Below are 21,888 nucleotides of genomic sequence, written 5' to 3'. Positions count from 1 at the left end.
CTTTTCTTATTTGTTATAGAGCTTGGCATATACACCGTTTTTCGCCAGAAGCTCTCTGTGAGTTCCTTCTTCCTCGATTCCTTTTTCTGTCAGAACCAGGATTTTCTCTGCATTTTGAATGGTTGAAAGCCTGTGGGCGATCACAAAAGTCGTTCTGTCTCTTGCTAGTTCTTCCAGGGAATCCTGAACGATCTTCTCGCTTTCATTGTCAAGCGCTGAAGTAGCCTCATCAAAGATTAGTATGGGCGGGTTCTTTAAAAATACTCGCGCGATTGATAATCTTTGTTTTTGTCCTCCGGAAAGTTTGACTCCCCTTTGACCGATGTCCGTTTCGTAACCATCCTGCAATGACATAATAAATTCATGGGCATTTGCCCTGACGGCTGCCATTATGACTTCTTCATCCGTTGCAGACGGTTTCCCGTAACGGATATTTTCCATTACATTTTCTGCAAATAAATAAACGTCCTGCTGGACAATACCGATTTGGTTTCTCAGATCCTGAAGCCTGATATTACGGATGTCCGTTCCGTCTAAAAGGATCCTTCCTTCTACAACATCATAAAATCTGGGAATTAGGCTGCAGAGGGTTGATTTTCCTCCTCCTGAACTTCCCACCAGGGCAATATAAGAGCCGGCCTTAATATCCAGGTTAATGTCATGTAATACCTTTTCCTGGTTCTCTTCATACTGAAAGGAAACATCTTCAAATCGGATATTTCCCTTTACATTCTTTAACTCCACCGCATCCGGTGCATCTGCAATATCCGGGTCCACGTCCAGAATTTCCAGAAAACGTTCATACCCCGTATAGCCATTTTGGAACTGCTCTGTAAAATTCACCAGTTTCTTAACCGGTTCCGTAAAATTATTGATATAGAGCAGGAATGTGATCAAGTCCGTTACGGCGATTTTCTGTCCCGTTATCAAAAGGGCACCTGCAACCAGTACCACGATAGTCACCATGGTAGTCAATGCGCCAAGGCCGGAATGGTATCCGCCCATATAGCGGTAACTGGTTTTTTTACTCTCTACAAAACGACTGTTGCCCTTTTTGAACTTGCCCATTTCCACGTCTTCATTGGCAAATGATTTTACCACCCGGATACCATTCAGGCTGTCTTCAATCTGACTGTTAATATCCGCAATTTTGGCACGGTTTTCTTTGAATGCCCGTTTCATTTTGAAATTAAAATAAAAGGCATATGCCGCCATGACCGGAATAAATGCAAATGTGATTACGGTCAGGGTTACATTGATGTTCACCAGAATAATTACGGAACCGATAATCTTAATTGCTGAGATGACAAGATCCTCCGGTCCGTGGTGGAGCAGCTCACTGATATCGAATAAATCGCTGGTTACGCGCGACAAAAGCTGACCTACCTTCTGATTGTCATAGAAGGTAAAGGACAGCTTCTGGTAATGAGCAAATATCTCGTTTCGCATATCATGTTCTATACTGGCTCCCATTATATGTCCATAGTATGCGATATAATAATTACAGAAAAACTCCAGGGCTACCAGCCCTAACATCAGGATTCCCAGCTTCAGTATCATATGAAGCGGCTCATTTCCCGGAAGATATACCACTACATTCGTAATGTATCGTACAATCAGGGGGATTGCCAGCGTGACGCCGGCACCCAGGATTGCAAACAACATATCGGACCAGAACAGTCCTTTATATGGTTTATAATAATGAAACAATTTTTTTAATTTGTGATCCATTTATCCTACTATCAAGCCCTGCTGATTCATCACGTCAATTACCTGATTTACATACTTTTCACATAAATCATCCTCTGCAGCCTCTACCATAACACGGATGACCGGCTCTGTTCCGCTTTCACGCACCAGAATTCTTCCATCATCGCCAAGTGCCTCTGCTACTGCATCTACTGCCGCTATAACCGCAGGATTCTCCCTCGCTTCCTTCTTATCTGCTACTCTGACATTCTTAAGAAGCTGCGGATAGATCCGTACTTCTCCTGCAAGGGTTCCAAGGCTTGCCTTTTTCTCTGTTACCACTTCCATGATCATAAGAGCTGTCAGAATGCCGTCACCGGTTGTCGCATGTTTGCTGAAAATAATATGTCCGGACTGTTCTCCGCCCAGGCAATGGCTGTTATTCACCATATTTTCATAAACATATTTATCTCCCACCGCCGTTTTTTCATACCGGATGCCAATCTTGTCACATGCCTTGTACAGGCCTAAGTTGGACATAATGGTTGTAACGATGGTGTCATTGTTTAATTTGCCTTCTTCTTTTAAATATTTTCCACAGACATAGAGAATTAAGTCTCCGTCTATGACGTTTCCGTTTTCATCAATTGCGATACAGCGGTCTGCATCCCCGTCGAAAGCAAAACCGATATCCAGCTTATTTTCTTTTACATAGTCCTGCAAAATATTGATATGGGTGGAACCGCAATTTGTGTTAATGTTTGTTCCGTCCGGTTCATTGTTGATAACATAGGTTTTGGCGCCCAGTGCATCAAATACACTTTTTGCAATTGCAGAGGAGCTTCCGTTGGAACAATCCAGTCCCACTTTGTAATTCTTAAAAGAGCGGGTTGCCAGTGAAATCAGATATCCAATGTAACGGTTTCTGCCTGCTACAAAGTCTACGGTGCGGCCGATGTTTTCTTTTACCGCTAATGGCAGCTCTTCTGATTTGCCATCGATGTATTCTTCGATCTGATTTTCAACCTCTGCTTCCATCTTCTGTCCCAGACCATTGATGATCTTGATTCCATTGTCATAGAATGGATTGTGGCTTGCCGAGATCATGATACCGCAGTCAAATCCTTCTGTCCGGACTACATACGAAACGCTGGGTGTGGTGGTTACATGGAGTAAGTATGCATCTGCACCGGAAGCTGTCAGACCTGCTACCAGGGAATACTCGAACATATAACTGCTTCTTCTTGTATCCTTACCGATTACAATCTTCGCTTTGTGCTCTTTTCCGTAGTACCATCCCAGAAAGCGGCCTACTTTAAATGCATGCTCTACTGTTAAATCAATGTTTGCTTCTCCTCTGAATCCATCTGTTCCAAAATATTTTCCCATACTTAATCCTCCTCATTTTTCAGGGTAAACTACTACACTGCTTACTGATCCTGCTAGTTGGCAAGCTACGCTTATGCTGATCCTGCAGATTGGTATGCTTCACTTCTACTGGTCCTGCAGATTGGCAAGCTTCACTTCTACTGGTCCTGCAGATTGGCAAGCTTTGCTGCCTGGTCTGCTGCTATCAGACTGTCTATTACCTCAGAGATATCTCCATTCATTACTCCATCCAGTCTGTGTAATGTCAATTTGATACGGTGGTCTGTAACACGCCCCTGGGGGAAGTTATAGGTTCTGATTTTCTCAGAACGGTCACCGGTACCAACCTGGCTTCTTCTGGCTTCTGCTTCTGCATCATGCTGTTTCTCCAATTCCATCTCGTAGAGTCTGGAACGAAGTACTTTTAATGCTTTGTCTTTATTCTTAAGCTGTGATTTCTCATCCTGGCATGAAATTACAATTCCGGTAGGGATATGGGTCAGACGCACTGCAGAGTCTGTTGTATTGACACACTGCCCGCCGTTCCCGGATGCACGGAAAACATCGAACTTACAGTCATTCATATCCAGATGGAAATCGATTTCTTCCGCTTCCGGCATAATTGCTACTGTAATCGTAGATGTGTGGATACGTCCACCGGATTCTGTTTCGGGTACACGCTGTACACGATGTACACCGCTTTCGTATTTTAATTTGGAATAAGCGCCCTGTCCGTTGATCATAAAGGTCACTTCTTTAAAACCGCCGATTCCATTTTCATTAAAGCTCATCATATCTGTTTTCCAACGCTGGGATTCCGCAAATTTTACATACATACGATAGATCTCAGCTGCGAACAGAGCTGCTTCATCACCGCCTGCACCTGCACGTATTTCCACGATAACATTCTTGTCATCATTGGGGTCTTTCGGCAATAATAATATCTTTAATTTATGCTCTAATTCTTCTATACGCGCTTTGGCGTCATTTAATTCCTCTTTTAACATTTCCCGCATTTCCTCGTCAGACTCTTCGTCTAACATGGTGAGGCTGTCTTCTACGGTCTGCTTACTGTCTTTGTATTCTTTATAAGCATCTACAATCGGCTGTAAATCACTCTGCTCTTTCATTAATTTCTGAAAACGAGTCTGGTCATTTACCACAGAAGGCTCATTTAATTCGCCCATAATCTCTTCAAAGCGGATTAACAAATCCTCCAATTTATCAAACATGTTGTTTCCTCCTAATTTATTCTTCCTAAAACTACCCGGTCCAGTCCGGCAAGGTCTTTTACGACTCTCACATCCTTATATCCTGCGCTGTGCATCATGGATGTCACCATCGAAGCCTGATCATAGCCAATTTCAAAGAGCAGCCATCCTCCGGGATTTAAAAAGGATCTGCTTTTCGTTACAATCTTCCGGTAAAAATACAGACCGTCTTCTTTTCCGTCAAGTGCTGTTATCGGCTCAAACAGCCTTACTTCTGCCATCAGTTTTGTAATTTCAGAAGTTGCGATATAAGGCGGATTGGAAACGATCACATCGAATTTACCTTCCACCTGATCAAACAGATCACTTTCCCGAAAATCAATGCAGACACCATGACGCCTTGCATTTTCTCCGGCAACTTCCAGAGCCTCCCTGGAGATATCAACTGCCATGCCTCTGTTCGCACCGGACAGCTTCATCAGACTGATAATAATACAGCCGGAGCCGGTACAGACATCCAGTACCTTCATCCCCGGCCTCAAAACTTTTAATGCTTCCTCTGCCAGAATTTCCGTATCCTGCCTTGGAATCAGTACTTTGCTATTTACCAAAAAAGACAATCCCATGAATTCCTGTTCTCCGGTAAGGTGCTGCAGCGGCACACGTTTTCCCCGGGCTGCCAGCATTGTCTGGTAACGGGCATACTGTGCCGGCTGAATTTCCTCATTACGGTTCAGCAGGAAATAGGTCTTGTCAATATTACAGACGTTCTCCAATATATACCAGGCGTCCAGACCAGGATTGTCAACGCCCCGCTCTCTCAGATAGTCTTCCCCTTTTTTAACAACTTCCTGCAGTGTCATGATATCGCTTCCTTGTTATAAGTTCCTGTCACTGTTTGAGCAGTTTCATTTTCTTCTTCTTCAAAGGACATACCAAAATTCTGAGAAAGATATGTCTTCCAGTCAAATACCGCCTCCACAGATGCGATAGCTACTTCCGCCATTTTTGCATCCGGCTCTCTTGTTGTGAGATTTTGCAGCAGCATACCGGGTTTACTGAGCATGGTTACAAAAGCATTCTCACTTCTTCCTGCCAGTCTGATAAACTCATAAGATACTCCAGCAATTACCGGAACCAGCAGAATCCGGACCACTACACGCAAAATGGGGGAGTCTACTCTTATAAATATGAAGAAGATCACACTTATGACCATAACAATCAGCAGGAAACTGGTACCGCAGCGTTTGTGCTGCTTGGAACTTTTTAATACATTCTCTACATTTAATTCCAGACCGTGTTCAATACAATTGATGCATTTATGCTCTGCACCATGATACATAAATACACGCTGGATATCTTTCATCCTGGAAATCAAAAGTATATATCCCAGAAACAATAAGATACGTACAACGCCCTCTGCAATTGCAATCAGCGTCATAGAATCTGTAAATTTATGAAAAATCAGGGAGATAAAATAAGGAAGAACCATAAACAGCCCAACTGCCAGTATAATCGACAGGGTCACCGTAATTCCCATAAGCAGGGAATCTCCCTTTCCTTTTGTCGCCTTCTCAAGAGCCTTATCAAACTTCGTAGGCTCCGCTTCTTCATCTTCTTCAAAAAAGCTGGCCGAATATGTTAATGTCTTCATGCCAAGCACCATAGAGTCCACAAAATTGAAAACTCCGCGAATGATGGGCAGAGACAATATTTTCTTGTTCTTGATAATACTCTTATAGTCTTCCACCTTAACTACAATTTCGTCATTTGGCTTTCTGACAGCAACTGCATACCGGTCGGCGTTTTTCATCATAACACCTTCCATAACCGCCTGTCCGCCGATATTTGATGATTTCATATTTATACCTCCTGCATACCGCAGAAAAGTCTTCGGTACTGCATCAATGTAAATGCCATAACTCTATTTCTTCACAATTCCCGACATTTAAAAATAGGTTGAGATTTCACAACCTCAACCTTATCTTTATTCATACCTATTTGTCTGCATCAATACCATATTTCTTATTGAACTTATCAATACGTCCACGAGCTGCTGCTGATTTCTGCTGTCCTGTGTAGAAAGAATGGCATTTAGAGCAGATTTCCACGTGGATATCTTTCTTTGTAGAACCTGTTACGAATGTGTTTCCACAGTTACATGTTACTGTTGCCTGATGGTAATCTGGATGTATTCCGTTTTTCATGATGGTTTCACCTCTTCTTCTTATTTTGTGAACTGCATATCCATGCACATTTACCTCCCTACGCCGCCTATCGGTCGTGGTCTGCACAGATCAATTCCCGGTCAATGCTGCTCCTGATGTTTCCACAGCAAGGTAACCCGGGCTAGCCCTGTAAGTCCCTACAGTTTTAAAACAACGTTTGAATTATATCACACCACTTGTCAAAATGCAAGATATTTTAGCTAATTTATGCCTGTATCTAAATGAATTTTTGCTTTTTTACCATCTGTACAAATTCCTGATTATTTCGTGTACGAACGAACATATTCAGTATATTTTCTACCGCATCATCGGATTTCATACCATTTAATGCTTTACGCATGATATAAACTGCTTCCTGCTCTTCCGGGTCCAGCAGAAGATCTTCTCTTCTTGTTCCCGATTTTGGAATATCAATTGCAGGGAATACCCGTCGTTCGGAAAGCTTACGGTCCAGAACAAGTTCCATATTACCGGTTCCTTTGAACTCTTCATATACAACATCGTCCATCTTACTTCCGGTATCCACTAGCGCCGTTGCCAATATGGTAAGGCTTCCGCCCTCTCTCATATTTCGTGCAGCTCCAAAGAAGCGCTTCGGCATATGCAGGGCAGCCGGATCAAGACCACCGGATAATGTTCTTCCGCTTGGCGGAACCGTAAGGTTATAAGCTCTTGCAAGCCTGGTAATGCTGTCCAGCAGAATTGTAACTTCTTTGCGGTGCTCTACCAGCCTTTTGGCACGTTCCATTACCATCTCGGAAACCCTTTTATGGTGTTCAGGCAGTTCGTCAAAGGTAGAATAAATCACTTCCACATTGCTTCCGCAGATCGCTTCTTTGATATCCGTTACTTCCTCAGGACGTTCATCGATCAGAAGAATGATCAGATGCATGTCCGGATTATTCTGTAAGATGGATTTGGCAACATCTTTTAATAAAGTTGTCTTACCTGCTTTAGGCGGGGATACGATCATTCCCCTCTGCCCCTTGCCGATGGGGGAAATTAGATCTACGATTCGCATAGCAGTACCTTTGGTGGTGCGTTCCATGCGCATTCTTTTATTTGGGAAAATAGGGGTCATATCTTCAAAATTTAATCTTTTTGTTGCTTCTGAGGGATGAAAACCATTGATACTCTTCAGATATAACAGAGCGCTGAATTTTTCCTGCTGGGTCTTGACTCTTGTATTTCCGGTAATGATATCACCTGTTTTCAGATTAAATCTGCGGATCTGGGAAGGTGACACATAGACATCATTTTCCCCTGGGAGGTAGTTGGCACAGCGGATAAATCCATATCCATCCGGCAGCACCTCCAGAATTCCATTCGCCGTAATGCCGCTGTCAAGCTGTGACATATCCGTACTCTTGCCTTCTGATCCAGGATTGTTTTCCGTTCTCTGTACACTGTCTGTGCGCTGCATATTTTCGGATCTCTGGATATTGTCCGTTCTCTGCATGTTTTCGGATCTCTGGATATTGTCCGTTCTCTGCATGTTTTCCGTTCTCTGGGTATTGTCTGTTCTCTGCACGGTTTCTGTTCTCTGGGTATTGTCTGTTCTCTGCATACCTTCAGACCTTTGTATATTGTCTGTACGCTGCATATTTTCGGTTCTCTGGGTATTGTCCGTTCTCTGCATGCTTTCGCTTCTCTGGGTATTATCCGTTCTTTGTGTATGCTCTGTTCTCTGGGTATTATCTGCTTTCTGCACATTCTCTGCCTTTTGAGACGGCGCGGTTTTCTTTGGTTCTTCTATAGTGGCAGACGCACCTTCAGTATTCTGTTCTGCATCATTCACTGCACCATTTTTTTCATCTTCTGCAAGCATGAGTTCGATTACCTGGCTTTTTTTCAGGGCTGAAATATTCTTAAGTCCCCGGGATTTAGCCAATTCCTTCAATACCGCTACTGATAATGATTCATATTTTTCTCTCATTTAAGTACTTATTTATAACCTTTGTTACAAATATCTCCTTTCCATATGCGATTTTTTGATTCACAATTAAAATTCATAATCTGCGTTGATTTGGGGTTCGCGTCTGAAATGACTTTGATTCTTAATTAGACTCTCATATACTATAACACAATTATTACCAAAAATCAAATTAGAGACGATGTTTTTTAAGCGTCGTCTCTAATTCCATATTTCTTACGATAACATACCGCCCAGCATGCCGCCTCCCATACAGAGCAGCAACGTGGTAAACAGCTGCGGAAGCTCAGATTGCAGGCTTCCATTTGTAATCAGGGAAATTGCTGTGAGCATTAAGAAATATGCACTGCCTATGAGAAGTCCCCACAGGAACTTCTGCTTTCCGGCTCCTTTTCCCGCAATCCATCCCCCAATGAAACTGGCAATTATGTATATCCCTATTATGCCAATGGATACTTTACTCTGATTTAATTCCATTTTAAAAAGCAACAGAGCTAAAATCAGCAGTAAGATCCCGGTTGTTAGGTAAGATACTACCAGGGACTTGATCACCAGCATGACTCCGGATTTTTTCGTTGCAGTGTTATCCATAGAACGCTTCCTCCTAGCGCGTGTTTAAAATTATCTGTATCAAGCTTTAGTCCGCATTTCCCGGGGTACCTCCCTAAAAGCTGGACATCCAGATTGATCCAATGAATTTTAAATCATGTTCTAGAGTAATATATGTGAAAAGAGAAGGTTTTATGCAGGTTGGGACGGGAATTAACAGGATAAACGCTATTGCGTCTTTCTTTTCCCTCTGAGCATCATAAAAATAGCTCCTCCTGAAATCACAAATCCTATTACCATTACTGCTATCGGAGTGGCATCTCCGGTATTTGGGGCTGCAGCCAGTGTATTTCCTGCCGGCTGTGGTTTCAGGTTCGTGGTACTGCTTCCGGTTGAATTACCTGATGTATTGCCGGGTGTATGATTGGATGTACTGTTTGAATTGTTATTTGTCTGGTTAGAGGATGGGGTACTTCCGCCCGTATAATTGTTACTGTTGTTCACTCCCATACCTGCAAGCAGGGTGCCTCCTGCCACATCAAAGGGACTAAACGAGCTTGTTTCAAAGCTCATGGTGTCTCCATTTATAACCGGATGCAATACTTCTGTTGTTCCATCTGCCTTATAATGATAGATTGTCAGACCATTAGAAAGGTCCGTATCCGGTACCGGCATGGTCACCGTCACTTTTTCTCCCTGCCCCAGTACATATTCCGTATTCCGGTACATATCCCATAATTTCAGGTCGTAGGGCACTATGATCTTGCTGTTATCACCGCTGTCTCTGGAGTTGTTTATTTCAGCTGTAAACTGCACATACCAGGGCAGATTACCGGATACGCTGACACTGTTGTGGGCATGGTTCCATACGCCTGCCGTATTCTGTGCCTGAATCAAAAGATTGTATGCCTCTTTTGTCACCTGGCCTCTTTCATTATCACTCAATGCATCGTATATTTTGGCAGCTTCTACTACGCTGCTGATATCCGCTCTGCTTTCTACCTGCAGTGAATAGACCATTTCGATGAAGGTGTCAAAGTTACTTATTGGTTCTTCCGTGGGGATCCTAGTATGTGAGTCTTGCTTCGTATCCACTTTCTCAGTCCCTGGCGTCTTTGCCCCTTCATTTTTATTCCCAGAGTTTTTATCTGTGAAAGTTGCAGGTTCTGTAGGTTCTGCAGATTCTGTAGTTTCTATAGATTCTGTTGGTTCTGTAGTTTCTATAGATTCCGCCTGTTCTGTTTCCGGTTTTGTAGTTGCCTGCGTGTTACTCTTATTTCCAGCCGGTGCTTCAGTTTCCATATCTTCCGGGGCTGCCTCCGTAATCGCTGCTTCCGTCTGGGACGCCGATGTGCCCGGAACCGGTGCTTCGGTTGCAGGCGTTGTGGTAATTGCCTGGGATTCGCTCTGACCCGGCGTATCCTGCTGCCAGGACTCAGACTCCGTGGATGGATTCTGAACTGTAGTTTCTGTGATTTCTGTTGCTGCCGTATCCGGTGATGAGGGGTCTGTTGCTGTCTCTGCTGCCGATGTCTCTGTTGTCGTTGTTTCCGATGCCTCAGTATCCTTTTCATTTTTTTTCACACCTGCAATAAGAACGCCGTCCTTCATCGTCGTTGCTTCTTTTGCCGTGTATACCGCCGATTCTGCACTGACCCGGCTGCCGGATGCCTGTAATGTAACATTGTCTTTCAGCGACAGATATCCGCTGTTGGATATGATATTACCTTTTTGTCCATCTATTACAATATTGTTAAGCGTAAGGGCTCCGTCTTTTGCCACCGCAATCACCGGTCCTTCCAGACCTGGGGCTGCCTTTATAACACTTCCCGACGGCATGGACCAGGTCGTTTCCCAGGACACATTTAAAGTCCCGGTCACCATAATCGTTCCTCCGCTTTCACCCAGCAGTTCTTTTGCCTTTGTAATGGACGATACCGCACTTTCGCTGCTTTGTCCGGAATTTTCATTTGAGCCGCCCTCTCCGTTTAAATAAACGGTATGCATTTCTGCCGCTTCTGCCGTCTGCATGGGCAGTATATTCACCGCTGCTAATGCGAATGCCAGAACCATGCTCCATATACGCATTTTCGGTTTTTTCTTTTGTCGCCCTGATTTCATACCACATCCTCCTGATCTTTTGTATTTATCCACTACTGCGTTGCATAAGCATAAAATTTTGCCGCAGGTTTGAGTCCGCATTATTATAACACATTTGTTTCACATTTATCAAGTATTTATTACAAAATTATTAACAATATTTTTCAATTTTTTTGAATCCTTGCATTTGAACCGGAAATATTGTATATTCACTATAACTATATTGATTTAAGGAGATGATGTATTTGGATTCAAGTGATGCCATACAATTGGGCGTGCTGATCGCCCTGATTGGATTATCCGCATTTTTTTCTTCTGCGGAGACTTCATTGACAACTGTAAATAAAATCAGAATTAAAACTCTTGCAGACCAGGGAAATAAAAAGGCGGTTACCCTTCTCAAGGTAATTGATGATTCCGGTAAAATGCTGAGCGCAATTTTAATCGGCAATAATATCGTCAACCTGTCCGCGTCTGCCCTGGCAACTACACTTGCCCTTAATATCTGGGGCAATGCTGCTGTAGGAATAGCAACCGGAGTTTTAACCCTGTTAATCTTATTATTTGGAGAAATAACACCGAAGACTCTTGCCACCTTATACGCGGAACGGCTGTCCATGGGTTATGCCGGGATTATTCTGTTTATGATGCGGGCTCTGACGCCGATTATCTTTCTGATCAACAAACTGTCTTATGTATGCCTGCGCATACTGCGGATAGACCCTTCTGCGAAAATGAACGCTATGACAGAACATGAATTGCGGACAATTGTGGATGTAAGCCATGAGGAAGGGGTAATCGAAAGTGAGGAGCGCCAGATGATCTACAATGTATTCGATTTTGGTGATTCCCAGGCAAAAGATATTATGGTTCCCCGTGTGGACATGGTTTCCATTGATATCAACAGCACCTATGATGAGATTATTGATGTCTTTGAGCAGGAAAAATTTACGCGGCTTCCGGTCTACGAAGAAAGTCCGGATAACGTAATCGGCATCATTAATGTGAAGGATCTGCTCTTTTGCAAACCTTCCGAAGAATTCCATATACGCGATATCATGCGTGAACCTTATTTTACCTACGAATATAAGAAGACTTCTGAACTTATGGTAGAAATGCGGCAGGATTCCATTAATTTTACCATTGTACTGGATGAATACGGCGCAACTGCCGGACTCATTACCCTGGAAGATCTTCTGGAAGAAATCGTTGGTGAAATCCGGGACGAATATGATCAGGATGAAGAGGATCTGATCCGCTCCATCAATGACCTGGAATATGTAATAGAAGGTTCCATGAAGCTGGATGATGTAAACGATGCCTTAGGACTGGACTTTGATTCCGAAGATTATGACTCCATCGGGGGCTACATTATCGAACGTCTGGACCACCTTCCCCAGCAGGGAGAATTTGTGGTGGCTGAAAACGGCATACGCCTTGTGGTAGATGCCGTGGATAAAAACAGGATTGATAAAGTACACATGTATCTTCCGGAAACGGACAAGGATCCGGATGCCCCGGAAACAGAGCTTCCTCCCGGCGAACCGGAAGCAGATCAAGAATAAGCACCGTTGTAGAAATACGGATATCTGCAGCACCTGAATATATGCATTACCTGAAAAAAAAGCAGCATCCTGTGGATGACCGCCGATGGCGAATCTCACAGGATGCTGCGTTTACTTATTTCTTATTTCAATCTGAATTTCATAGTCTTGGAATATTTACCCCAATAGGTCTTATCCCCGTTCTTTACATATGCCCGTACTTTAAAAGTATAGGTCTTTCCTTTTTTGATGCCTTTTCGAATCAGCGCATTTTTGGATTTTGCCGTTACTTTGGTGTATTTGCCCGGTTTCACTCTTTCGTATAATGCGTATCCGGTGCAGGATTGCTTCACAACGGTGATCTTAGCTGATGATTTTCCATATTTTTTGATGGATTTCATCTTTGCTTTTAACGGACGGGTGGCAGTCTTAACCGATAAGGATTCCACGCCTAATCCGCTTTCATTGAACGGTGCGATCTTAACGCTGTATCTCTCACCCGGCGCCAGATTGCGAATCTTCATGCTGGTACCTGAAGTCTCGCCTGCAACGCTCCATTTCTTAGTACTGTAACGGTAAACGGAAACGCGGTATTTTTCTGCACGTGGTGCCTTCTCCCAGGTCACGTTCATAGATGCCGTATAGGTACCGGTGACTTTCACGCCATTTACGGCACCCGGAACCTGTACTTTCACGTCCGGTTTTGAAGTGTTAGCCATTACCAGCAGACTTTCTGCAGACTTCAATGACTGATACATATCATCTACTTTCTTCTGGTCGCGAATGGAAATATTTCCATCCACCAGCAGATGCTGTGCCTGTGCCAGTACATTTTTAAATGCTGCTGCACTTTCCGGCGTATATTTGCTCAGGTCTTTTTTCTCTACTTCCTGTACCAGTGCTGTCAGATTCTTTTTATCTGCCTTTTTGAGCACTTTTTGTATTTCTTCATTTAATACTTTCGCAGCTTCATTTACCTGACTTTGCGTAGCGGTATCTTTATCCCTGACTTTCTGGGCATTACTGATTGCTGCCGGCAGACCGCTTAAGGAATCCGGTGTATAGGCATCAGACATTTCGATCATCTTATCTGCGGTCTGAAGCGCCTTTACCAGTTCTGTTACATCTGCTTTTTCCGTCAGGCCTTCCATTGCTGAGTAAATTGCCCGAACTGCGTCATTAATCTGGCCTTGCAGGGCATCTGCTTTTAATTCCCCGGCTTCTTTTAATGCATCCGCCAGGTATCGGTAAGATGCCTTTGTATATTTTCCTTCTTCCACAGCCTTCCCATCTGCTATCGCCTGATCCAGATTTGTCCGGTCTGTGGGGATGTTGAATTTAACGGTATATATTTTCTGTGTGTCCGGCATTCCGTTTTCCGCAAGCATGATTACTTTTGCTTTTGGGTTTGCTTTTGTTGCCTGTAATATTGTTACGGAAGCATTATTCTCCCATTCAGCTGATATCTGAGGAATGGTATCGTTGCTCAGGTTTACCACATAATCTTTGACCTCCTGGTCAAATCCTTCAATTGAGGTTTCCCCAGCCTTTAAATCAATTACCTGGTAGTCCGTCTGCGGCAGTACATTTTTTCCAAATGCCTGAATCTCGGTAATACCAAATGCATTTGATGACGAAGACTCCATATTCACACGCACAATACATGTTTTAACAGGAACGAATTGAATGTTTGTCATGTCTTCCGACACGATTACAGGCGGTGTATCCACTGTCTCTCCGGTATCATTCAGATACGTAACTTCTGTCCAGTTTGCATCATCATTGAATGGATGATCTGCAATTTCTTCAATATGTCCTCTTGGGTTTTTCACCTCTGAAAATCCGGGAACTGCAAAGTCCAGAGGACCGGTGTAATACTCCACTTTATATGTTGTGGGATACTGTATTCCGGATGTACCAGACTCCTTGAAAAATCCTACTTTCAGGCTGTCCGCAAACCGCTCTACCACATCTCCCTCTTTTGCCATGATTACGCCAACCCAGTCGCTCTGCCTTCCTACACGCTGCCAGTTGCACCAGATATTTTTGCCCTGTGCATCCTGTTGTGCAAAACTGATGTTGCCGTCATTTAATTTATAAACTCGGTCTGTAGAATCTGCCCCGTCATTGGTAAAGGATGCAACTGCAAATGGCAGTTCATATCCGTTCCGCAGCTGGTAATAATTTTCTGAGGTTTCCACATTGGTGGAGGTTACGCGAACCTGTGCGGTTACGGGAACTGTGGTGCCATCTTTTTCTGCTGTTCCCTGTACGGTTACCATAGTATCATTTGCCACATTAAACTGCTCCTGGCTCATTTCTTCCCATGTTACGGGAACTTCTGAAACTGCCGTTCCATCGCTGTAGTACACGGTAGTTGTCTCAGGCAAGGCTGGTATTACATTTACCGGTGTAGCAAGGGCGTACTGCATAGCCGCTGCCACGTCTTTTACTTCAATTACTGCCGTAGGACGAAGATTCTGCCCCACTACAAATCCACGGATTTTGATACTGCCAAACTCTGCGTAATCCGCTTCTGAAATGCTGTCCCAGGTTACTTCCACATCCCTGTCAAAGCTGCCATCCACAGAAGCTTTTACGGTACCCGGCAGTTCGGGTGCAACTCCCGGTTTTGTGGATATACGAACTTCTTCATAGGAAGTAATCTGTATTTCTTCTTTATTTTTCTCAATCGTAACTTTCACCGGATCTGCTTTGATTACAACTCCGTTATAAGTCACTTCTGATTGAATCGTTAGAGTTCCTTCTCTGATTGCATTTAATTTTCCCTTGCTGATCTCTGCTTTTGCCCCATCTCTGGAAGATAACTTATATTCCACGCCTGCAAGGCTGCTGTCCAGAACCGTTCCGTCCTCTAAGATTGCTTTGGTTGTAATTACTTCTGAGGAATTTTCCAAGATTGTTGTATTCGCCATGGATATTTCAGCCTGATTCAGCTTCAGCGGCATTTTTTCAAAGCTGACCGTGTACACTGCCTCTGCTTCTCCTGATTCACTCTTTACGAATACTTTCGTCTGTTCATCAATAGTCTGAGCCGGTATGACGAAGACACTTCCATGATCTTTCGCTTTTGCAGTAACAGCAGGGATTTCATAGGGATATGCAGAAGTTACCGTATAGTTAAACTGCTCTGCTGCAAATCCTTCGATGGTTTCTCCGTTTACCTGCAGGTCTTCTAATGCTGCTGTTTCGGAGGCAGCTGTAACTCCGGTGTATACTTTTAACTCGGATATGCCCACCGGTTTAAATCCGCCTTCTTTTGGCTGGCCTTCCATCAAGATACGTACAAACTTGGCTGTTACCGGATCAAAATTAACCGGATATTCTTTTGCCCAATCCTCTGCTGCATCGCCAAAATCATCTACATGATCCTGGTTTGCTGCGTTTGTCCAGGTCGTTCCGTCCATACTGGTCTGAATCGTTACCTTTGCAGGTTTCCTGGTCTGTCCGTCCGTATAGAAATGTATGCCTGCTTTTCCGATCTGGGCTGCTTCTTCAAATTCCAGCTGAACCCAGGATTCCTTCTTATCACCGTTACCATTTACCCAGTTATTCCAGGATGGTGTTCTGGAGATATTGCCGTCATTAATATTGGAAGACATATTATTGTCATGGTTGTTTACATAGTCATCTACATTGTTGTAGGAAGCGGAAGGCTTGGGATATAACGCACTGCCCACTCTGGTAGCAATATTTTTCGCATAAACAAGCTCTTCTGTTACCCTTACAATCGCTTTGGCGCTGTATTTTTCGATTCCTTCCAGTGTTCCCTTAACTTCAAACTCACCAGTCTGGGCAACCTGTTCCGGTGTAATTGCTCCCCAGGTCACATTTACTTTCTTCTGGCTGCCATCTGTGTAAACCAGCTCTGCAGTATCCGGAAGCTGTGGTATTTCGTTCACTCCGGTAACCACTCTCACATCTTTAATGCCAAGAATACCGATTATCGTAACTTTGATTTCAATCCGGTCACCGGTCTCAACCGTACCTGCTGCCTGGAACACGCCTTCTTTTTCCAGCAGTTCTTTCGGAATATCATCCCATTTGACACTCAGTTTCCGTTTGGAGCCATCACCGTATACAGCTTCCACTTTTTCAGGAAGATTCACTTTTTCTCCCAGAATTGCAGTAACTGCTTTTGCATTGTACCCCAGAATCTGATCTGCCGCAACCGGTGTCTCAGTGGTAAATACATTGACAGAATCGCCTCTTAATCCTTCTGATGATGCAGTCAGGGTAAAGCTTCCTCCATCCTTTGTGGATTGCACTAATACGACTGCTTTTCCATTAAATGCTTTTCTCTTCCATATGCCATTGGTATCCTTATACCGTTCATGGCTGGAAGCATCTCCATTATCCACGCCTACGATTTTACCATTGCCGGATACGTTGAAGATCACTTCATTATCTGCGGTGGGAACTACCGTTCCATCTGCATCTGTGATATCCACTTCAACATAAGAAATGTCTCTTCCGTCTGCTGTAAGTACATTTTTTTCGGGCTTCAGGCTTACTGCTGCAGGATCGGCTGCACTGGCAACTACGTCCTCGGCAATTTTCTGACCGTCTTTGTCATAAGCAACTGCAGTTAAGGTACCTGGTTTATAGTCCATACGCCACTCCAGATAGAGTTTGCCGTCTGCTGTCTGCTGGTATTCCTGATCTTTATTGTCTTTTACTTCTGCAACATTTTTATATGGTGTAACGGTTTCAAATGTCTTCTTCTGGTCAACCAAGGTTCCGATACCTTCACTGGTGTCGTCTGCCGCCTTAAAATACAGTTCTACGGAACGAGCGTTGGTATAGACACGTACCGGAATTTTACCGTCCCGGTCTGTTACTTTGGATTTCAGGTTACTGTCTTCCCAATTCCAGTGAGGCAGGATATGAACCATCGGATTGTCTTTTACGTCAGTCCACTGGCTTTGGTATAGATAATAAGAATCCTTTGGAAGTCCTGCAGTATCCACGATGCCAAAGTAAGAGCTCTTAGGCGGTGTGGTGGTAGACTGATTCCATGGTGTAGGTTCTCCGATATAATCAAAGCCTGTCCACACAAATTCTCCTGCAACAAACTTTCTGTCCCGGTCTCTGACCAGTGAATCCTGTGCCGTTCTTCCCCAGCCTACGCAATCCGTATCATAAGAGGACTGCTGAAAAGGAATCGATGCACCGCTGTTCACGGTATCCGGGTGAGCATAAACACCTCGGCTGCTGGTTGCTGAAGCGATTTCCGAACCATACAGTGCCCAATCGGGTTTTTCCCGGTGCTGCGCATCATATCGGTTCTCACTGTAGTTAAGTCCCGGAACATCTACGGCATCAAATACCGCCACCATATTGGCATTGCCCAGATTAGAGCTTGTATCGCTCATGTTTCCGCGGAATTTATCTTCTCCGATAGTTGTAGGTCTGGTAGTATCTATTTCTTTTACCCACTTCACCAGATTTTTGGCAGTCTGTACACCCTCGGAACTGTTCGTTGTCCATATCTCATTCCCGATAGACCACATAATAATGGATGGGTAGTTCTTACCCCGTTCTACCATATTCTTAATATCAAATTCTGCCCAGGTCTGTCCCGGTTCTGCATCCGGATGCGTTGCCGCTTTTGTAAAGAACCTTCCGTAATCGTATGTTTTCTTACCGCCCTGCCAGGTATCAAAGGCTTCATCGATTACCATCAGACCCATCTTGTCGCAGATTTCAATCAGCTTATCATCAGCCGGATTATGGGTAACACGGATGGCATTTACTCCCATATCCTTCATAATGCGCATCTGCCGCTCTATCGCCGTGTAGTTGGCAACTGCCCCCAGTGATCCCTGGTCATGATGCATGCAGACACCGTGTAATTTCATCCACTCACCATTTAAGTAAAATCCGTTGTCAGTGGTGAATTCAAAGTAACGGAAACCAAATCTGCTTTCGCTGGAATCCAGAACCTTATCCCCTTTTACAATATCCGTCTTCAGATAGTAGAGGTTCGGATCTTTTGTTGACCAGAGTGCAGGATCTGCTACCGTGGTGGTCTGGGAGACCGGCTGAGTCTCACCGGATGGAAGTGTGACGTCTTCAGATGTCACCGGTTCTGTCACCGCTTGTCCGTTTCCATCCATTACAGTTTGGCGAACCTGAACGGTCTGTTCCTTATCCGTATCATTTTTTACCTTGGTGGTAACGTCTACTTTACCGGATCCATTTTCTATATCCGGTGTGGTAATCTGTGTGCCCCAGTGATCCACATGGACTTTATCTGTCACGGTGAGATGCACATCCCGGTAAATACCGCTTCCGGAATACCATCTGCTGGACTGCAGCTGGTTTACGACCTTAACGGCAATTACATTTTTGGTTTTGCCGTCGCAGACCAGTTCATCCGTAATATTATATGTAAATGGCATATAGCCATATGGATAGTTGCCTACGGATTTCCCATTCACATAGGTTGTGCTGTTCATATAAATGCCGCCAAAATCAATGGAAATCTCTTTGTCCTTCATAGATTCCGGCAGTACGAACGTTTTACGGTACCAGCCGGTACCCCCATCCAGATATCCGCATTCCGATGTCGCAGGAGAATTGTAATTAAAATCAAATTCAATACTCCAATCGTGAGGAAGATCCAGACTGCGCCAGGAAGTATCGTCAAAATCTTTACTTTCCGCACCGCCTGGATCTCCCAATAAGAACTTCCAGCCATCATTGAACAACATGCTTCTGTCGGCCTCATTCTCACTGGAAAGTAAGGATACCGCCGGCTCTTCCCTGGCAAAAGCTGTCATGCTTATGCTGGAACAAACCATACACAATGTTAACCCCAATGCCACTAATCGTTTTTTCATGTTTTCCCTCCATCTTTTTGATTATTCACTGAATATTCGAACAAAAAATATTCAGATGTAAATCTATCTTACCAAAAAGTGTCAGAAAAACTCATATGATTTTCTTACCATTTTATTTGAATTTCTTAATATCTTTCTATCTACTGGTCATCCTCATGATGACAACCGTCATGATGATGGTGTCCGCCCTGGTGCGGATGCCCCTGATCCTTTAATTCAATCTCATCTCCTGCCATTTTTAAAATCCCTTCTATTTCTTCTGCCGGCATTTCAATATATGCGGATAATTCTTCCAGGCTTACCTTTCTCTCCAGATCCTCTTCCAGATTCTTAATCGCTTCATTCAAATAATTGACCTGCTCCACAATCTGCTGGTCATCATGCTTGAAATCTTTTTGTTCCTGCTCTGCGTCATCCAATACCTGCAGGATTTCTTTTTTCATATATTCCTGATACTCCGAAAGTGTTTTCTGCTGCTTCAGCGCATCCATGACCAGAATCAAACCTACATTCCCTTCCTGGATCAGATCACTCTTGGGAAGCTGGGTATTGTTGTATTCCATTACCAGATCATAAACTCGTTTCAGGTTCTGTTCAATAAGCCGGCTTTTTGCCATGGCGTCCCCACCTGCTGCCTGATTAAAAAGTGCGAGTTCCTCTTCTTCTGACAGTTCCGGGATTTCGCTAGCCGCCAGATCTTCCAGATACATGTTCAAAAAAGTATCTTCTTCCCCGGAATCCTGAATGGGTGTTTCTGCCTGATCATCATTAACAGTGTCCTCCTCCGCTTCAGTAACTCCACTTTGGTAACCTTCTACCGTTATTTTCTGGCTTCCAAGATACTCATAAATAAATCCGTACTGCGCATCGGTGAGATGTGCATTTTTAAAAAACTCTTTGATCTCCTCTTGGCTTAACATGTTGTTCTTTGTATCTGCATATGCCTTTAATTCACTTAACATCTCACGAAATATAATTTTTTCCTGCATATTTTCACTCCTTTATCCTGCTTACTTTTCCTCCAAAACGGAAATTGCTTTTTGCAGCTGATTATCTTCTTCATGGTTTAATGCCACCTTTTTTTCCAGTGACTCATCCAGTTTTACTTCTACATCCGGGTCTATTCCAACTCCGTGGATATTATTTCCTTTTGGTGTATAATATTTTTCAATGGTCAATTTCAATGTCGTACCATCGCTTAGGGTTTTGTACCCCTGCACAATTCCTTTTCCAAAGGTAGTTGTTCCTACCAGCGTTCCGATTCCATAATCTTTCACGGCTCCCGCAAATACTTCTGATGCGCTGGCGCTGTTTCCATTTACCAGGATTACCATTGGCTTGGTAAACTGATGTTCCGCGTCTGATTTATATTCTTTTTTATTTCCATATTTATCCTCTGTATATACAATTAAGCCTTCCGGCAGAATCTGATCCAGCATCTTGCAAGCCACCTGCAGTACACCGCCCGGGTTATTGCGAAGGTCAATAATGAGTTTTTCCATTGATTCACCTTCCAGTTTTACCAATGCATTCTCAAACTGCTTCTCTGTAACGCCGTCAAACTCCGAAATAGCAATATATCCGATTTTATGATCCAGCATTTCGCTGCTTACGGTAGGCATCTCTACGGCTCCTACCTGAACCTCTGCTTTGACCGGTTCTTCACTTCCTTCTCGTTTTACTTCCATTTGAACAGAACCGTCTTTTTTTTCTTTGATCAGCGCTACGACCTGATTCAAATCCAGTCCGCTTACATCCTGATTCTCTACTTTGTATAAGATATCTCCCGGCAGCAACCCTGCCTCAGCGGCTCCAAATCCGTCATAACACCTGGCTATGGTAATCAGTTTTGTCACTTTATCCTGCATCATAACAGCACCAATTCCGCTGTATGTACCTGCATTTGATTCCTGCAGCTGTTCCATCTCTTCTTTTGTATAATAATTTGAATAAGGATCTTCCAGGCCTTTCACCAGCCCTTTGTACAGCTGTGTTTCAACCAGTTCGGCATCGGCATCATTTAAATAATACTGGTTAATTACATCCTCTATCTCATCGATTTTCTTTTGGACTTTTCCATCATCCAGTTTTAAAAGTTCTTCTGTCTGTTTTTCATTCGGCAGTGTCTCTTTTTGGGATTCCTGCCCGGCTTCAAACAAATTACTGTTCACGATCTGACCGGAAATAAAGTACGCCGCCAGTCCTAACACCGCAGTTACACACAGCCCACACAAAAACCCCTTAAAAAACCGCTTGTCATCTTCCATTATATGTCTCCTTTAAAAGAAAGATCCTGAAACAGCAATTCCCCTGCTTCAAAATCCTCTGCATACTTGATTCCTGCATAGAGCGTGTTTGAAAATTCATTCCCGCCATCTGCACGCCCCACTTTGCGGTATA

Annotated in this window: 14 protein-coding genes; 1 reads left to right on the top strand and 13 read right to left on the bottom strand. The window is 43.7% G+C overall.

What is annotated here, in order from left to right; all coding sequences use genetic code 11:
- Positions 1-6: 6 nt before the first annotated feature.
- The 9 genes from ACH2DQ_RS20410 to ACH2DQ_RS20370 form a co-directional block, all read right to left on the bottom strand.
- Positions 7-1,731 (bottom strand): ABC transporter ATP-binding protein, encoded by a 1,725-nt coding sequence (locus ACH2DQ_RS20410; protein WP_394913238.1) that lies wholly within the window; start codon positions 1,729-1,731, stop codon positions 7-9.
- A complete protein-coding gene (gene glmM, locus ACH2DQ_RS20405; protein WP_394913237.1) occupies positions 1,732-3,078 on the bottom strand; it encodes a phosphoglucosamine mutase in 1,347 nt (448 codons plus the stop codon).
- A 137-nt stretch (positions 3,079-3,215) separates the two neighbouring features.
- Positions 3,216-4,289: a peptide chain release factor 1 gene (prfA, locus tag ACH2DQ_RS20400; protein ID WP_394913236.1), complete on the bottom strand. Its 1,074-nt coding sequence runs from the start codon at positions 4,287-4,289 to the stop codon at positions 3,216-3,218.
- An 11-nt stretch (positions 4,290-4,300) separates the two neighbouring features.
- Positions 4,301-5,131 carry a peptide chain release factor N(5)-glutamine methyltransferase gene (gene prmC / locus ACH2DQ_RS20395; protein ID WP_394913235.1) on the bottom strand — a complete coding sequence of 277 codons (831 nt, stop codon included), beginning with the start codon at positions 5,129-5,131 and terminating at the stop codon, positions 4,301-4,303.
- Positions 5,128-6,129: a DUF1385 domain-containing protein gene (locus ACH2DQ_RS20390; RefSeq protein WP_394913234.1), complete on the bottom strand. Its 1,002-nt coding sequence runs from the start codon at positions 6,127-6,129 to the stop codon at positions 5,128-5,130. Before ACH2DQ_RS20390 ends, prmC begins: the two co-directional genes overlap by 4 nt.
- Before the next feature lie 136 nt (positions 6,130-6,265).
- The gene (rpmE, locus tag ACH2DQ_RS20385; protein ID WP_027296382.1) at positions 6,266-6,475 is read right to left on the bottom strand and encodes a 50S ribosomal protein L31; all 210 of its coding nucleotides are present in this window, start codon (positions 6,473-6,475) and stop codon (positions 6,266-6,268) included.
- Between the two features lie 238 nt (positions 6,476-6,713).
- Positions 6,714-8,432 carry a transcription termination factor Rho gene (gene rho / locus ACH2DQ_RS20380; RefSeq protein ID WP_394913233.1) on the bottom strand — a complete coding sequence of 573 codons (1,719 nt, stop codon included), beginning with the start codon at positions 8,430-8,432 and terminating at the stop codon, positions 6,714-6,716.
- Between the two features lie 213 nt (positions 8,433-8,645).
- Positions 8,646-9,020, bottom strand: a complete 375-nt coding sequence (locus ACH2DQ_RS20375; RefSeq protein WP_027296380.1) for a TIGR04086 family membrane protein — start codon at positions 9,018-9,020, stop codon at positions 8,646-8,648.
- 186 nt (positions 9,021-9,206) lie between these two features.
- Positions 9,207-11,099, bottom strand: a complete 1,893-nt coding sequence (locus ACH2DQ_RS20370; protein WP_394913232.1) for an LPXTG cell wall anchor domain-containing protein — start codon at positions 11,097-11,099, stop codon at positions 9,207-9,209.
- 224 nt (positions 11,100-11,323) lie between these two features.
- Here ACH2DQ_RS20370 and ACH2DQ_RS20365 point away from each other — a divergent pair, with 224 nt between their 5' ends.
- A complete protein-coding gene (locus ACH2DQ_RS20365) occupies positions 11,324-12,643 on the top strand; it encodes an HlyC/CorC family transporter (protein WP_394913231.1) in 1,320 nt (439 codons plus the stop codon).
- A gap of 122 nt (positions 12,644-12,765) precedes the next feature.
- Here the strand turns inward: ACH2DQ_RS20365 and ACH2DQ_RS20360 are convergent, their stop codons facing one another.
- The 4 genes from ACH2DQ_RS20360 to ACH2DQ_RS20345 form a co-directional block, all read right to left on the bottom strand.
- The gene (locus ACH2DQ_RS20360) at positions 12,766-19,488 is read right to left on the bottom strand and encodes an Ig-like domain-containing protein (protein ID WP_394913230.1); all 6,723 of its coding nucleotides are present in this window, start codon (positions 19,486-19,488) and stop codon (positions 12,766-12,768) included.
- A 140-nt stretch (positions 19,489-19,628) separates the two neighbouring features.
- A complete protein-coding gene (locus tag ACH2DQ_RS20355; RefSeq protein ID WP_394913229.1) occupies positions 19,629-20,477 on the bottom strand; it encodes a hypothetical protein in 849 nt (282 codons plus the stop codon).
- 21 nt (positions 20,478-20,498) lie between these two features.
- Positions 20,499-21,755 carry a S41 family peptidase gene (locus ACH2DQ_RS20350; protein ID WP_394913228.1) on the bottom strand — a complete coding sequence of 419 codons (1,257 nt, stop codon included), beginning with the start codon at positions 21,753-21,755 and terminating at the stop codon, positions 20,499-20,501.
- On the bottom strand, positions 21,745-21,888 hold a 144-nt coding region (locus tag ACH2DQ_RS20345), incomplete at its 5' end, for a DUF6783 domain-containing protein (protein ID WP_395028080.1). The genes ACH2DQ_RS20345 and ACH2DQ_RS20350, both read right to left, overlap by 11 nt.

Source organism: Robinsoniella sp. (assembly GCF_034124845.1).
This window is presented reverse-complemented; position numbering and strand designations above follow the sequence as displayed.

Coding starts and splice junctions, on each gene's coding strand:
- ACH2DQ_RS20360 (WP_394913230.1), bottom strand. CDS start 19,488: ATGAAAAAACGATTAGTGGCATTGGGGTTAACATTGTGTATGGTTTGT.
- ACH2DQ_RS20410 (WP_394913238.1), bottom strand. CDS start 1,731: ATGGATCACAAATTAAAAAAATTGTTTCATTATTATAAACCATATAAA.
- rpmE (WP_027296382.1), bottom strand. CDS start 6,475: ATGAAAAACGGAATACATCCAGATTACCATCAGGCAACAGTAACATGT.
- ACH2DQ_RS20370 (WP_394913232.1), bottom strand. CDS start 11,099: ATGAAATCAGGGCGACAAAAGAAAAAACCGAAAATGCGTATATGGAGC.
- ACH2DQ_RS20350 (WP_394913228.1), bottom strand. CDS start 21,755: ATGGAAGATGACAAGCGGTTTTTTAAGGGGTTTTTGTGTGGGCTGTGT.
- ACH2DQ_RS20390 (WP_394913234.1), bottom strand. CDS start 6,129: ATGAAATCATCAAATATCGGCGGACAGGCGGTTATGGAAGGTGTTATG.
- rho (WP_394913233.1), bottom strand. CDS start 8,432: ATGAGAGAAAAATATGAATCATTATCAGTAGCGGTATTGAAGGAATTG.
- ACH2DQ_RS20375 (WP_027296380.1), bottom strand. CDS start 9,020: ATGGATAACACTGCAACGAAAAAATCCGGAGTCATGCTGGTGATCAAG.
- prmC (WP_394913235.1), bottom strand. CDS start 5,131: ATGACACTGCAGGAAGTTGTTAAAAAAGGGGAAGACTATCTGAGAGAG.
- glmM (WP_394913237.1), bottom strand. CDS start 3,078: ATGGGAAAATATTTTGGAACAGATGGATTCAGAGGAGAAGCAAACATT.
- ACH2DQ_RS20355 (WP_394913229.1), bottom strand. CDS start 20,477: ATGCAGGAAAAAATTATATTTCGTGAGATGTTAAGTGAATTAAAGGCA.
- prfA (WP_394913236.1), bottom strand. CDS start 4,289: ATGTTTGATAAATTGGAGGATTTGTTAATCCGCTTTGAAGAGATTATG.